Below are 12,596 nucleotides of genomic sequence, written 5' to 3' on the forward strand. Positions count from 1 at the left end.
CCAAAAACCCGCCAAAGCCTGAAACTTGCCATTATTGATATTGATATTTTGCAAACTCGGATTCTCCAACTCCGATAAAATCATCTGCGCCATATCCTGATCCAAATTATCAATATGGAAATACTGCCGCAAGGCTGTCGTCACCGCAAAAGAATGCCGCCCAACCTCAAAACCGATAGAAGGCCCCAAGGTATAACCCTCCTGATACATCCTCGCCTCATCTTTAGGCTTCTCCCGCAACTGCTGGTCCCGAAACAACTGAAAGTTTCCACTATAAGTACTATCAAATAACGGATTTTTCAACTTACTCAGGTTAAACATGCTGGTATTCAAGCCCAAATAGTTGTTGCTAATATTCACATCAAAACTAAACAGATTGATATCTTGCCGAAACCGACTATTTACAATATTGGCCGGATTTACAGAAATAGATTGTATGCCCGCATAATTACTGGCATGATAGCCCGTAGATGGCTGCGCCCAAAGCGTTAGACTCAAAAAAAAGAGTCCCAAAAAGGGTAAAATAGTTTTCATAGGGTATTGGTTTTGTTTTCCTTAAAACGAAAAATAACACTAAAAAGTGGCAATACTTTATTTTTTTGGGGCCTCCGCTGCGGCTTCGCCTTGCGGCGCTACGTTGCGGGGCTCGCAGGTCTGCTCGGCCCTTCGGCGGCTGCGCCGCCTCGGTCTGGCCTAACGGCCACCCCTCCACATCGCTAGGCCAATTTGGCCCTGCTTCGCTCCTCCCCTACAGCTCTTCCTCCTTGCTTTGCATGCTATCGGGCAATTGTCGACTATTTTGGCTTCCCAAACTCCTCAACTTATCGCTTTCATTAATCAGGCTGTTTCTTTGGTCCCGCAAATCATACAGAATTTTATCGTAGTTGTTCTGCACCGTCTTAATTTGTTTCCCCAAGCTCTCTATCTTTTCTACCCAAAGCACAAAGCGATCGTACAAACGCCCCCCCTGCCGAGCAATCTGCTGCGCATTTTCATTTTGCTGTTCTTGCCGCCAAAGCTGCGCAATGGTCCGCAAACTAACTAATAAGCTACTCGGACTCACCAAGACAATATTTTGCTGCAAAGCATCAAAAAATAATTCTTCTTCCTCCTCTAAGGCCAATAAAAAAGCAGGTTCTACGGGAATAAACAAAAGCACATAATCCAAACTGTTCAACTGCGGCAACAACTCATATTTCTTCTCACTCAAGCCCTTTATATGCTGCTTAATGGCCTGAAGATGCTCTTTTTTGGCCTTGGCCGCCGCGGCAGAACCCTCTTCGGCCTGCATATAGCGCAAATAGGCCCGCAAGCTCACCTTAGAGTCCACAATTAATTGCCGATTTTGGGGCAGCTGCACAATGAAATCTGGCTGCCGCTTCCGGCCATCAGGCGTTACAAAATGGGCCTGCGTCTTTATCATATACCGCTTACTCAAACCCGAAGCCTCAAATAAACGCTCCAAAATCTGCTCGCCCCAATTGCCCTGCAACTTGAGGTTCCCCTTCAAGGCCTGAGAAAGCTCCTTGGCCTCCTGCCCTATCGTTTGGTTTAAGCTAAACAATTGCCGAAGCTGCTCATCTAGTTGCGCCTGCTTCTGCTGACTCTGCTGGTGCATCTGTACCAAATCTTGCTCAAAGCGACGCAGTTGCTGCCCCAAGGGCTGCAACAACTGCTGCAACTGCTCCTGACTCTGTGCCTTTAGCCGCTGCCCCTTTTCTTCCAATAACTGATTGGCCATCTGCTCAAAGCGCAAATACATCTCTTCCTGCAAACGCTGCAACTCCGACTCCTGTGCCTGACTCTGCTCCCGCAACTGATCAATAAGCGGCTCTTGGGCCGATAGGGCCTTATGCAATTCTAATAACTCCTCGTTCTTTCCCCTCAACTCGGCCTCCTTTTCTTGCAATAAGGGCAACAACTGCCCCCCACTATCTGGCTGATTAGTCGGCTTTTGCCCCCTTTTCCCCCATAAATGGCCTAAAATAAAGCCCAAAATCAATCCTGGAGCAAAAAAGATTAGATATTCCATAAAAATTAGCTATTTTTGCCCTCCATTCTTTTAGTGGGCCAACCAAAGATATTAAAAATCTGAAAGCAGGCAGCAACTGGCCCTCATCTAGCACAATTTTGCAATAAAAAAGGCTCCTTTCTTATTGGGAGTTAGATATTTTATTATCTTTGCCTCGCTTTATAGATAAAAAACGCTATCAATTATATTTTTGAGATGAAAAACTTGATTCAGTACGTAGAAGAGCAGACAGCCAGAGAGATGAGCCAGTTCGATTATTTCAAGGCTGGTGATACTGTGTCTGTCACTTATAAAATCATTGAAGGTCAAAAAGAACGGGAACAAACTTTCCGTGGCACCATTATCCAAGTTAAAGGAACTGGTGTTACTAAAACTTTCACGATCCGCAAAATCTCGCACGGTGTAGGCATCGAGCGTATCTTCCCTTTCAACTGCCCCACTTTGGTGAGCATCGTGAACCACCAAAAAGGCCGCGTTCGTCGCGCTCGCCTTTACTACCTTCGCAATGCTATCGGAAAAGCTGGCCGCGTGAAAGAGAAAACTTTTGTTAAGCGTCAAACCGCTGAAGATAAAGGTCGTAAGTATAGCTGGACCTTCGGAAACAAATAAGAAGTTTTTCTACTCAAGACTTACTATATCAAAGGATTGTTGACTAATTTAGTCAGCAATCCTTTTTCTGTTCTCTTTACAGAACCAATACCTATAAGCCCAATAGAATGAACATTAGCTCCCATAAACAACCCCCTAACCTACTTATTGAAAAGAAATGGGATAAACAACCTAAACTCTTTGTCTTGGGCTTCCTTTTTTCTAGCTGCCCCTTCCTCCTGCTTTATCTCCCCTTTGCAGAAAATGACCTCCTCAGCCTTGTTTATTTCTTTATCGCTATTTTTCTTGCTATTGGCGGACTTTGCCTCTACCTCGGCTTTGCTCATCGCCTCAACCGTAGCTTTATTCTAATAGAAAAAAACCAGCTCTCTAGCTGGAGCAGCCCTCTGCCACTAAGCCCTAAACAGCTCGTTCTCCGCAAGAATGTTCAGCAGGTATATATTCTCCCCAAAGGCCAAATAGAAAGCGGCCATTTTATCCTTGCCTACCAAACAACCGATGACTGGCACCGCTTTCTGCTTGGCGACTTTCTAGGGCAAGCCCATAATTACTTTCAACTCAGCCTCCGTGAAGCCCAAAAACTAGAACAACTCATCGAAGAGTTTTGGGAAATTGAAGATGCTCCCCTTGAAGAAGAGCTCCAAAACCAACAAAAGCGCTCTAGCCAACTGGAGTCGGCTAGCACTGAACCTCCTCTACAGACTTCTTTAAGCGAGCTGGTCCAAAACCAGAACTACCCCCTCACTATTGACCTCCAAGAAAATGAGCTCTTTATCCTTAAAACAAGCCCCAAAGATCAACTGCCTATTTTTGCCTATTTTGGATGGGCCTTTGGCCTTATTGGCGTCTTTTCACTACTAGTTGTGACCGGCTTCCTTCTGCAAGCTTCTCTTAGCAACCTGCTTCCTTTTCTCATCCTAATTTTACCCCTCACCTTTATCGCTGTAGCCATAACTCTTCTCCGAAAAAACAAACAGGATAAACAAATCAGCCTCCAAATTCATCTTAGCCAAGATAGCCTGAGGGTTCGATACAATGGACAAAAAAGAAAGCAAGAATTATCCATCCCCAAAACACAAATTCAAGCCATACTTCCCGACCAACGATCTGGCTACTTTGTTTATGATCGTCAAGGAGGAGGAGAAAGGGTTTCTCATGAGGAGTATTTCCTCAGCCTTCTCCTTAAGAATCAAGAATACCAAGAAGTTCACGCCCCTTTGGCCCTATCCATCAGCAAAGAAGAAAGCCAGTTTTTAGCCCAATTGCTACAACAGGCCTTATATCAACTCTAACGCTACCCTCATGAATATTCAAAAAACAAATGAAGGCTACCTCATTAGCAACCCCTGGAGCCGCTTCTCAGGCATTGGCCTCCTCATTTTTGGCCTTATCTGGACCAGCTTCAGCAGCTTTTTCCTATATATAGCCAATAGCCAACTAAAGGATAAGTTTTCGGCCCTAGATCTCCCCTTTATTATTATGCCTAGCTTTTTTATCCTCATTGGTATTGGCCTGCTTTATACAGCCCTCGGCAATATCCTGAACACCACCAAACTGCAGCTCTCCAAGGATGAACTCCTTATCTCTAGCGGCCCTATCCCCTGCTTTAATAAAAAACGAATCTGGAAAAATCAGGTCCAACAGATTTTTATCATCGACTCTGCTAAGCAAAATAGCAAGGGAGTACTGCCCGCCTATCTCAACCAAGATGGCCAACGCCAATACCTTTTTGGCCAAACCTTCAGCCTGCCCAACCCCTGCTTTTTAACCCTAGAAGAAGCCCAAACCCTAGAAGAGCTCATCGAAGATTTTTGGGGCATCCAAGATGCTCCCGTTAAAAATGAGTTGCCCAAACACAGTCCAAATACAGAGATAAAAGAGTTTCCCTACTTTCTGGAAGAAGATGCAAGCGAAAAGAGCCCAGAAATGGAAAGAGCAAACAGCCCTCAAAGCTTCTCTGACCTGCAGAAATTACTAAAAGCTCGCCCCAATAGCATCCTTACCGACTTTAATCAAGATGGCCTCTTTTTGGTCAAAAGCTGGTATAACCCTATTGGCTATTTTCACTTGATTTTTGGCCTTATCTGGACTGGCATCACGGGCAATATTGCCTTTTTTCTCTTCCAGCTTTATCTAGAACAACCCCATAGCATTACACTCTTCGCCATTGCTTTTCTCATGATTTTTGTCGCTGTTGGCCTCTGGCTCCTTCGCCGTGCCCTGATCAACCTTGTCAATAGTAGCCAGTTTCAGCTAAATACCGATTTCTTCAGCCTCAGACACCGCCCTTTCCGAGCTGGCAAAAAAATCCGTATCCCTATCCAAGATATTGAATACTGGGACTTTGTAGAGGAAAAAGTAGTTAACAAAACAAAGAATGGAACCTCTATAAGCTATATTTACCCCATTTCGGTCCAACTCCGAAATGGAGAACGCCAACAGCTATTTGATGCTAGCCTACTCTCCATTTCTCAAGAAGAAAGCGAATATCTGGTCCAGGTTTTTAATAGCGCCCTGCAGCAAGTTCGTGGCAATGAACAGGAATTTTAGCGCAGCTATACCGCCTTTGGCCTAGCGATGTGCAGCAGTGGCCGAAGGCCAGACCGAGGAGCAAAGCGACGAAGGGCCGAGCAGACCTGCGAGCTGCGAAACGTAGCGCCTGCCGCAGGCAGGAGGCCCCAAAAGAAAATAACTACTCCTCCTCTTCTTCGGCAGTTTCTCTTTTGCCCACAATTGGGCCATAATAGGCTCCCAAAATGCCCGCAGACAAGCCCAAAAAGCCCATAAAAATGAGGAAGCTAAATACCACTTGGCCCTTTTCATGAAAAAAAGGCAGGCTAAATAAGGCCAAAAACCCCAGCCGAAAAAGCGTATTGCTAATGCCAAAAATGCTATTGGCCCGACCAATCACCTGATTGGGCACCACCTCAAACAAATAAGAAACCCGAATCACACGCACCCCCGCATTGGTTAGGCCCAAGAGCAAACTCACGGCCCAAAAGACCCCAACAGAGTAAAACGAAAACATCGCCCCATACTCTAAAAGCGTAATGAGCGTGAGCAAAATAATCGCCGATAAAAAGCTAAAGCCCTTGAAAATGCGCTGTATGGCCAAACCCGCCAAAACGGCCCCTACCGAATAGAGTACCTCCGAAATGGCAAAAATACTAGCCACACTATCGCCCTCTCCCGCCAAACACTGCTTGACATAAGTGGGCGAAAGCTCAAAAACATGCAAAAGAACCGTAATAAATACGGCATGGGTCAAGACCCCAAACAAAAAGACATAGGGCTCGCCCTTTAGGTAATCCCAACCAATCTTGAGGCGTTGCCAAAGGCTGCCCTTCTCGGCTTCTCTTAGGGTAAGCGACTCGAACTTCATGAAAAAGATAATCAGTAGGCCCAAGACATAAGTACTGGCATCTAGGGCAAATATTTGAGGGAGCTCCCAGGCCTCAAAACCCCAATAATCCGCCATTTCGGGGTCCAAGAGCACCGCCGCCGCCCCCCAGCCAAAGCCGAGGCCAACTGCCCCTGTACCTCTAACAAAGAGGCAATTTTGCTATAATGCTCCCGCTCCGTAATTTCCTGCATAAAGGCATAAAAACAGAGATAATGCAGACTGTAATTCCAGAAGGTCAAGGCAAAAGCCCCCACCGCAATATAGTTGTTCAGCCCTTGGCTAAACCCTAAAGCCGATAAGGCCGCCAAAGCCAAGGCCATAAAGGCCATCAAGACTAAAAATAGCTTTTTTCGGTCGTGCTTATCTACCAAACTGCCCGCATAAGGCGCCCAAAATAAGGTCACCAAAGTAATTAGGGTATAGGCCAAGCCAAACCAAGCCGACTGACCGCTTTCGGCAAAGTAAAGCGGCACCGCTATCATACTAATGCCCTGGGCCACCCCCGAAATAAAATTGGCCCCTAATAATAATCGAATAGCAGATTTGTTTCTCAAAGCTTTTCTATTTTGTTGCCCCCAAAGGTCCTGAAAAATTAGAGGACTAGCTGCCCCCAGCCTTTAATCTTTTCCTAAGAAATTTGCCCCCAACTCCCCCGCCCTTTCCTTGCTTTCCAGCCAATTGAATATGAGTTCTTCAACAACTTGATTATCTTTGTGCCCTAAAATAATATCATGCGAGAAGAAAACTATACCGTTATCCATGAGGATAACCACCTGATTGCCCTAAATAAACCCGCGGGCTGGTTGGTCCAAGGCGACCAAACTGGCGACCGCCCCCTCTCTGAATATGCCAAAGACTATATCAAGTTCCGATACCAAAAACCAGGCGCCGTTTTTCTAGGTGTAATTCACCGTATCGACCGCCCCGTTAGCGGTACGGTCCTCTTTGCCCGCACCTCTAAGGGCCTCGAAAGAATGAATAAGCTCTTCAAGGAAAGAGCGGTCCAAAAACGCTACCTCGCAATCGTAGAAAAACGCCCCGAGGAGCTATCGGGCACCCTCTTGCATTTTATCGCCAAAGATAAAGAACGCAATATCGTTTCGGTCTCTAATACCGCCCGAAATAAACATTATAAGTTCGCTAAACTCGACTACCGCCTGCTTGGTGGCATCGGAGAGCACCATTTGCTAGAGGTGATTCCACACACGGGCCGCCCCCACCAAATCCGCGCACAACTCGCCCGCATGGGCTGCCCTATCCGTGGCGATGTGAAGTATGGCGCAAAAAATAAAAACAAAGATGGCCGCATTCACCTTCATGCCGCCAGCCTTTCGTTTATTCACCCCGTCAAAAAAGAAGCAATCGATATTTGGGCCCCTATCCCCAATGAGCAGATCTGGAAACTCTTCCAAGATGCCCTAGGCGAAATGCCCGACTATAAAAATGTCATTATCTAAACAGCAAAACAAACCACTATGGAGCAGGTAAAAGCCGTTAATGTGCAAGAACTCAAACGGATGCAAGACGATCAATTCGATTTCCAACTCATCGACCTTCGAGAGGCCGATGAACTCGAGATTTGCCATATCAATGGGACGCATATCCCCCTAGGAGAAATTGATGTCCGCGCCCAAGAAATTGCCCGCGATAAACCCGTGGTTTTGCACTGCAAAACAGGCCGCCGCTCCTATATGGCCGCCCTCTTCCTACAACAACAACACGGTTTCGATAACCTCTATAGCCTAGATGGGGGCATTATCGCCTACGCCAAGGAGATCGATCCCAATATGACCGCTTATTAAATTATTTTTTGGGGCCTCCGCCTCGCTTCGCTCGTCGGCGCTACGTTTCGCAGCTCGCAAGTCTGCTCGGCCCTGCGCCGCCAAAGGCGGCTGGGTCTGGCCCTTGCGGGCCACTGCTGCACATCGCTAGGCCGAGGCCCAAGCCTGGCCCCTCCCCTGCCCCTATTTTATCATTTACTACCTAAATCGTAGTCATGCCTCAAGAAGTAGAAATTAGCATTTTGCCCCAAGAACTGGAGCAAGAGGCCCTGATCGAGAAAAAATTGCGCAAAAAGTTGCGCTGGCCCAAAAACCAAGAATTGGCCCATTGGTATATCCGCCGAAGAAGCCTAGACGCTAGAGGGCGGCAGCCACTTTTCCGCCTCCGTATTGTCGCCTATAAAACGGGAGAGCTTGTTCCCGAAACGCCTTCTATTATTGCGGCCTTGCCGCAGGTCCAAAATCGCCCCCAAGTCTTAATCGTTGGGGCAGGGCCCGCAGGCTACTTTGCCGCCCTAGAACTTATTGAGCTTGGCCTAAAACCCATTATCCTCGAAAGAGGAAAAGATGTGCGGGCCCGCCGCCGCGACCTTCGGGCCATTCAGCAGTTTGGCGAGGTAAACCCACATTCTAATTACTGCTTTGGCGAAGGTGGAGCCGGTACTTATTCTGACGGAAAACTCTATACTCGTTCCAAAAAAAGAGGAAGCATAGAAAAATCCTTGCGCTTGTTTGTAGAACATGGCGCCCCCAGCGATATTCTCATTGATGCCCACCCGCATATTGGCTCCAACAAACTGCCCAAGGTAGTGGCCGCCATGCGAGAGACCATAGAAAGCAAGGGCGGAGAAATCCATTTTGAGGCTTGGGTCACCGACTTTCTGATTGAGGAGAAACAGGGCCAAAGAAGCCTAAAAGGCTTGCGCACCGCTGATGGCAAAGAATGGTGGGGCCAAGGCGTTATTTTAGCTACGGGCCATTCGGCCAGAGATATCTTCCGTTTATTGGACCAAAAAAAGGTGGCCATTGAGGCCAAACCCTTTGCCCTTGGCGTGCGGATAGAACACCCTCAGGCCCTAATCGATGAATTGCAATATGGCATAAAAGAGCGGCCCAAAGAACTGCCTGCTTCTAGCTATAGCCTAGTTTGCCAGGTAGAAAACCGAGGCGTATTCTCCTTTTGTATGTGTCCGGGCGGATTGATTGTGCCCGCTTCTACGGCCCCAGGCGAATTAGTCGTCAATGGGATGTCGATGTCTAGACGAGACTCTCCTTTTGCCAATTCGGGCATGGTGGTCGCCGTAGATATGGAAGACTTGAAAGAGTATGCGCATTTAGGTCCATTTGCGGCCATGAGCTTTCAGCAAGAGGTAGAACAAGCCCTATTTCGGGCGGGAGATGGGAGCCAGGCGGCGCCAGCTCAGCGCCTTACCGACTTTGTCAAGGGGAAAACCTCTAGTAGCTTGCCCAAAACCTCTTACATCCCTGGAATTTACTCGGCCCGTTTGGACCAATTGCTTCCTGCGGGAATTAGCCGTCGTTTGCAGCTTGGTTTGCAACAGATGGGCAAAAAAATGCGGGGTTATTATACCGAAGAAGCCCAATTAATTGGGGTAGAGAGTAGAACCAGCTCCCCTATTCGGATACCGAGAGAGCCAGATAGCTGCATGCATCCAGAACTAGCGGCCCTATTTCCCTGTGGAGAGGGAGCGGGTTATGCGGGCGGCATCATTTCGGCAGCTATGGATGGGCAGAAAGTGGCCCAAGCTTTGGCCAAATGGATAGCGGCCCAATAATTTTGCGGTGGACAGGGCGCGGAGCGCCCGCAGGCCTAGGGGCCTGAAATGGTGCGGCGCAGCCGCAGACCAAGGAGCCGAAGGCGAGGCAGGGCCGAGCAGACCTGCGAGCCATGCAAGGGCCCGGCCGCCGAAGGCGGCAGGCCCCAAAAAACAATATAAAACAAAAACAGATGGGACTATTTAGCAACCCTTTGAAGAACCCCAAAGTCTTGGAAATGGTCTTTGGGAAGGCCCAAGAGGAATTAAACGAGGCCTTAATTTATCGGAAAAAGCAATTTGAGGACCCCAACCTATATATGTGGGTGGAAGTAGAACAGGGCCTGCCCTTTGTTTGTCTGCGCAACTTGGCGGGAGAAAACTTGGTCCGGATGACCGCCCAGCAACTGCTGCAAGACGAGGCCATACAGCAACAGCTCAAAAAGATTCCGTCCCTTGTGCGGCCCTTTATTAAGTGGGATGTTGTCTTGCCAAAAATGAATGCCATCTTAGTTCGCCAATTGGGGACCGACAAAAACATCAAGGTAACAGAAGGGCCAAAAAAAGCCATTGTAGACCTTTGGGAAGCAGGCGAAGAGCGGCAAAAAAACATCTCCTTGACCGAAATATTTTTGTAGAAAAACAATCTTTTAGAGAAGAATTGCGTAAAAGAATAAAAAAGCGGAGGTGCAAAAGGCAGCTTGGCAAGTAGTTTGCCCAATAAAAAAAACCAATACAAGACAAGCCCTTCATTTATTCATCACCAACTTTTATCTCTACATACATGCAAAAATTAGCATTTCTATTTCTTTTCCTAAGTTTTGGTTTTGGCGCAGTACAGGCGCAGAAAACTCAGGCAACAGAAAAAAACCTAATTAAGACCTTGGACCCCGAGGGTGCCGAAAACATCAGCTTTAAGTTTAACTTTGAAGAGCTAGACCTAGAGCCCTGGGATCAAAGTAGCTTGCGCATTCGTCTTTTGGTGCACTCTAACTATCCAGAATCAATCATGAAAGAGCTGCTCAAGGCGGGTCGTTATGAAATGCAAGGTTTATTGGATGGAGACACTTACTATATCACGATGCCAAATTTGGATAAGATGATTACGGTTGGTAACTTGTTATTGGAGGAAAAGATCTTTGTATCGGTACAAACGCCCGGCTACTTTCAGAAAGAAGGCAAAACCATTAAGAAAAAGCTAGATCCGGCTTTGGTGGTTAATGCTAGAGGAAATCAGGCTGCTTTGAAAAAGATGCGCCAGATTAAGGAAGACATTGAGGACAAAGTGGAAGTAGAATTTGTTTGGATTGGCGTGAATGAGCAATCAGCTGCCAAAGCCAATATGAAAGACCGCTTTAAGAAGAAAGATGAAAAGACCAAAAGCCGCGTGCATGGTCTATCTGAAGAGGAGCCTGTTGGGGCTAGCCGTCGTGGAACGATGCAGCCTAACATGACTGCTGAAGAATTTAAAAGCCAATATGGAGGAATTTGGATTTTGGTAGAAGACGAACTCGACTACAGATAGCCATTCCCTCTGCTCTTATTTTTATTTTGATTACAAAACACACAATCATGAGAATCTCTGCCTTTATTGCTCTATTTATGTCTTTTGCTTTTTTGGTTCAGGCCCAAGACAATAGCGAAAAAACCTTGGTAAAAACCCTAATGCCCGAAGAAAGCTCGGAAGTGGTTTTTGAAACCAAAAATGCCACTATTGGCGCCGAACCTTGGGACCAGAAAGGAATGCGCGTAGAAATCGAAGTTATTTCTAATATGCCTGTTTCTGTATTGGAGCAATTGGTAAAAGCGGGCCGTTATGAGCTCGAAGGTCGCACAGAAGATGGTATTTTCTATGTGAATGCGCCTAAGATGGAAAAGCAGGTTACTGTTCGTGGTAAGTTGTTGGAAGAAGTGATCAACTTCAATGTAAAAACACCTGGCTACTACGTACTTAGCGAAAACCGCCTCATGCCTGATGCAGGTCTAGCCGCTCGTGGTAACATGAAGCGCAACATTGAGACTGTTATCGTAATCAAGCCTGTTCTTAAAACAACACTTAAGTCTGATGCTCAGATTGAACTCAAAACTGGTGATATCAAAATCGGTGATGAGATCATTGAGATCGAGTAAGTTAATATAGACGCTAAATTTTAGCCCTAGTTCTTTAAAGAACTAGGGCTTTTTTTATGCTGCTTATTGCTCTTCTTTTCCTTGGGCCATAAAATGCGGATTATGCAAATCGGCCTTATTGTAGCGCAGAGGTTTTCGGCTCTCCCAATCGAGGATTTGGCCCCCAGCTTCTTGCAGGATAATTTGAGGAGCGGCAGTATCCCATTCCATAGTGGGGCCTAAGCGGGGGTAAATATCGGCTTGGCCTTGGGCTAGGGCCATAAACTTTAGGGCGCTGCCTTTGGCCATAAATTGCGGCTGATTTAGAGACTGAATATAGGCCTCTGTAGCAGGCCGAAGATGTGAGCGAGAGCCCAAAACCCGCAGCCCCTCTTGTTCAAAAGAGAAACTGCTGGCCCAAATCCGTTTATACTCGCCTTTGTCTAGCAAATAAGCCCCCTCTCCTTTTTGTGCCCAATATACATCCTGATTTAGGGGGGCATAGAGCAAGCCAAAAATAACCTCGCCCCGCTCAACCAAAGCGATGTTAATGGCAAACTCTCCATTTCGGTTGACAAACTCTCTGGTCCCATCCAAAGGATCAATCAGCCAGCAATAGCGGTAATCTTTACGCTCCTCATAGGGCGCGATCTGCTCTTCTTCCGAGATGATCGGAATTTCTGGCCAATGGCAAGCCAAGGCCTGGCAAATAATAGCATTCGAGCGCTGATCTGCCAAAGTCAAAGGGCTATCATCTGCTTTTTGCTCTAGCTGCCAATTGGCCGTAGGCTGCTCATAGACTTGCATAATAGCTTGCCCTGCCTCTTGGGCAATTTTTTGAATCAACTGGATGTCAGAAAGGCTTAGCGCAATCATTTTCTCTATAG

General features: G+C 46.9%; 14 protein-coding genes (1 of these 14 cut by a window edge). 9 read left to right on the forward strand and 5 right to left on the reverse strand.

All coding sequences use genetic code 11. From position 1 onward, the window contains the following. Both OP864_RS06550 and OP864_RS06555 read right to left on the reverse strand, forming a co-directional pair. A protein-coding gene (locus tag OP864_RS06550) for a DUF5723 family protein (RefSeq protein ID WP_270100445.1) crosses the window boundary here: on the reverse strand, positions 1-534 show its beginning. Its footprint begins 972 nt before the window's first position; 534 of the gene's 1,506 nt are visible here — the first part of the coding sequence; the start codon lies at positions 532-534; its stop codon lies off the left edge, out of view. A 214-nt stretch (positions 535-748) separates the two neighbouring features. Further along, positions 749-2,032 carry a DNA recombination protein RmuC gene (locus tag OP864_RS06555; RefSeq protein WP_015692059.1) on the reverse strand — a complete coding sequence of 428 codons (1,284 nt, stop codon included), beginning with the start codon at positions 2,030-2,032 and terminating at the stop codon, positions 749-751. A gap of 195 nt (positions 2,033-2,227) precedes the next feature. Here OP864_RS06555 and rplS point away from each other — a divergent pair, with 195 nt between their 5' ends. From rplS to OP864_RS06570, 3 genes are all read left to right on the forward strand, one after another. Next, positions 2,228-2,641: a 50S ribosomal protein L19 gene (gene rplS / locus OP864_RS06560; protein ID WP_015692060.1), complete on the forward strand. Its 414-nt coding sequence runs from the start codon at positions 2,228-2,230 to the stop codon at positions 2,639-2,641. 107 nt (positions 2,642-2,748) lie between these two features. Beyond that, a complete protein-coding gene (locus OP864_RS06565) occupies positions 2,749-3,933 on the forward strand; it encodes a hypothetical protein (RefSeq protein ID WP_270100446.1) in 1,185 nt (394 codons plus the stop codon). Between the two features lie 10 nt (positions 3,934-3,943). Further along, entirely contained in the window at positions 3,944-5,191 is a 1,248-nt protein-coding gene (locus tag OP864_RS06570) for a hypothetical protein (RefSeq protein ID WP_270100447.1), read from the forward strand. Between the two features lie 142 nt (positions 5,192-5,333). Here OP864_RS06570 and OP864_RS06575 read toward each other — a convergent pair whose 3' ends face one another. Both OP864_RS06575 and OP864_RS06580 read right to left on the reverse strand, forming a co-directional pair. Then, the gene (locus OP864_RS06575; protein ID WP_270100448.1) at positions 5,334-6,119 is read right to left on the reverse strand and encodes an MFS transporter; all 786 of its coding nucleotides are present in this window, start codon (positions 6,117-6,119) and stop codon (positions 5,334-5,336) included. Then, positions 6,065-6,598, reverse strand: coding sequence for an MFS transporter (locus tag OP864_RS06580; RefSeq protein WP_270100449.1), 534 nt, complete (start codon positions 6,596-6,598; stop codon positions 6,065-6,067). The genes OP864_RS06575 and OP864_RS06580 overlap by 55 nt, the downstream gene beginning before the upstream one ends. Positions 6,599-6,775: 177 nt before the next feature. On the opposite strand from OP864_RS06580, the gene OP864_RS06585 reads away from it, so the two are divergent. From OP864_RS06585 to OP864_RS06610, 6 genes are all read left to right on the forward strand, one after another. Further along, on the forward strand, positions 6,776-7,501 hold the full coding sequence (locus tag OP864_RS06585) for an RluA family pseudouridine synthase (protein ID WP_270100450.1): 726 nt from the start codon (positions 6,776-6,778) through the stop codon (positions 7,499-7,501). An 18-nt stretch (positions 7,502-7,519) separates the two neighbouring features. Further along, positions 7,520-7,846 (forward strand): rhodanese-like domain-containing protein, encoded by a 327-nt coding sequence (locus tag OP864_RS06590; protein ID WP_002659205.1) that lies wholly within the window; start codon positions 7,520-7,522, stop codon positions 7,844-7,846. Between the two features lie 194 nt (positions 7,847-8,040). Next, complete coding sequence (locus OP864_RS06595; protein ID WP_270100451.1) at positions 8,041-9,621, forward strand: NAD(P)/FAD-dependent oxidoreductase; 1,581 nt, start codon at positions 8,041-8,043, stop codon at positions 9,619-9,621. A gap of 173 nt (positions 9,622-9,794) precedes the next feature. Then, entirely contained in the window at positions 9,795-10,238 is a 444-nt protein-coding gene (locus OP864_RS06600; RefSeq protein ID WP_270100452.1) for a hypothetical protein, read from the forward strand. A 146-nt stretch (positions 10,239-10,384) separates the two neighbouring features. After that, positions 10,385-11,125, forward strand: coding sequence for a hypothetical protein (locus OP864_RS06605; RefSeq protein WP_270100453.1), 741 nt, complete (start codon positions 10,385-10,387; stop codon positions 11,123-11,125). A gap of 47 nt (positions 11,126-11,172) precedes the next feature. Continuing rightward, the gene (locus OP864_RS06610) at positions 11,173-11,730 is read left to right on the forward strand and encodes a hypothetical protein (RefSeq protein ID WP_270100454.1); all 558 of its coding nucleotides are present in this window, start codon (positions 11,173-11,175) and stop codon (positions 11,728-11,730) included. A 63-nt stretch (positions 11,731-11,793) separates the two neighbouring features. Here OP864_RS06610 and cysQ read toward each other — a convergent pair whose 3' ends face one another. Further along, positions 11,794-12,585 carry a 3'(2'),5'-bisphosphate nucleotidase CysQ gene (cysQ, locus tag OP864_RS06615; protein ID WP_270100455.1) on the reverse strand — a complete coding sequence of 264 codons (792 nt, stop codon included), beginning with the start codon at positions 12,583-12,585 and terminating at the stop codon, positions 11,794-11,796. Between the last annotated feature and the right edge of the window lie 11 nt (positions 12,586-12,596).

The organism is Saprospira grandis (assembly GCF_027594745.1).
Lineage (GTDB): Bacteria > Bacteroidota > Bacteroidia > Chitinophagales > Saprospiraceae > Saprospira > Saprospira grandis.

Bases quoted from the DNA above. Each gene is read 5' to 3' on its own strand.
- OP864_RS06600 (WP_270100452.1), top strand. From the start codon at position 9,795: ATGGGACTATTTAGCAACCCTTTGAAGAACCCCAAAGTCTTGGAAATG.
- rplS (WP_015692060.1), top strand. From the start codon at position 2,228: ATGAAAAACTTGATTCAGTACGTAGAAGAGCAGACAGCCAGAGAGATG.
- OP864_RS06555 (WP_015692059.1), bottom strand. From the start codon at position 2,032: ATGGAATATCTAATCTTTTTTGCTCCAGGATTGATTTTGGGCTTTATT.
- OP864_RS06590 (WP_002659205.1), top strand. From the start codon at position 7,520: ATGGAGCAGGTAAAAGCCGTTAATGTGCAAGAACTCAAACGGATGCAA.
- OP864_RS06605 (WP_270100453.1), top strand. From the start codon at position 10,385: ATGCAAAAATTAGCATTTCTATTTCTTTTCCTAAGTTTTGGTTTTGGC.
- OP864_RS06570 (WP_270100447.1), top strand. From the start codon at position 3,944: ATGAATATTCAAAAAACAAATGAAGGCTACCTCATTAGCAACCCCTGG.
- OP864_RS06575 (WP_270100448.1), bottom strand. From the start codon at position 6,119: ATGGCGGATTATTGGGGTTTTGAGGCCTGGGAGCTCCCTCAAATATTT.
- cysQ (WP_270100455.1), bottom strand. From the start codon at position 12,585: ATGATTGCGCTAAGCCTTTCTGACATCCAGTTGATTCAAAAAATTGCC.
- OP864_RS06565 (WP_270100446.1), top strand. From the start codon at position 2,749: ATGAACATTAGCTCCCATAAACAACCCCCTAACCTACTTATTGAAAAG.
- OP864_RS06595 (WP_270100451.1), top strand. From the start codon at position 8,041: ATGCCTCAAGAAGTAGAAATTAGCATTTTGCCCCAAGAACTGGAGCAA.
- OP864_RS06585 (WP_270100450.1), top strand. From the start codon at position 6,776: ATGCGAGAAGAAAACTATACCGTTATCCATGAGGATAACCACCTGATT.
- OP864_RS06610 (WP_270100454.1), top strand. From the start codon at position 11,173: ATGAGAATCTCTGCCTTTATTGCTCTATTTATGTCTTTTGCTTTTTTG.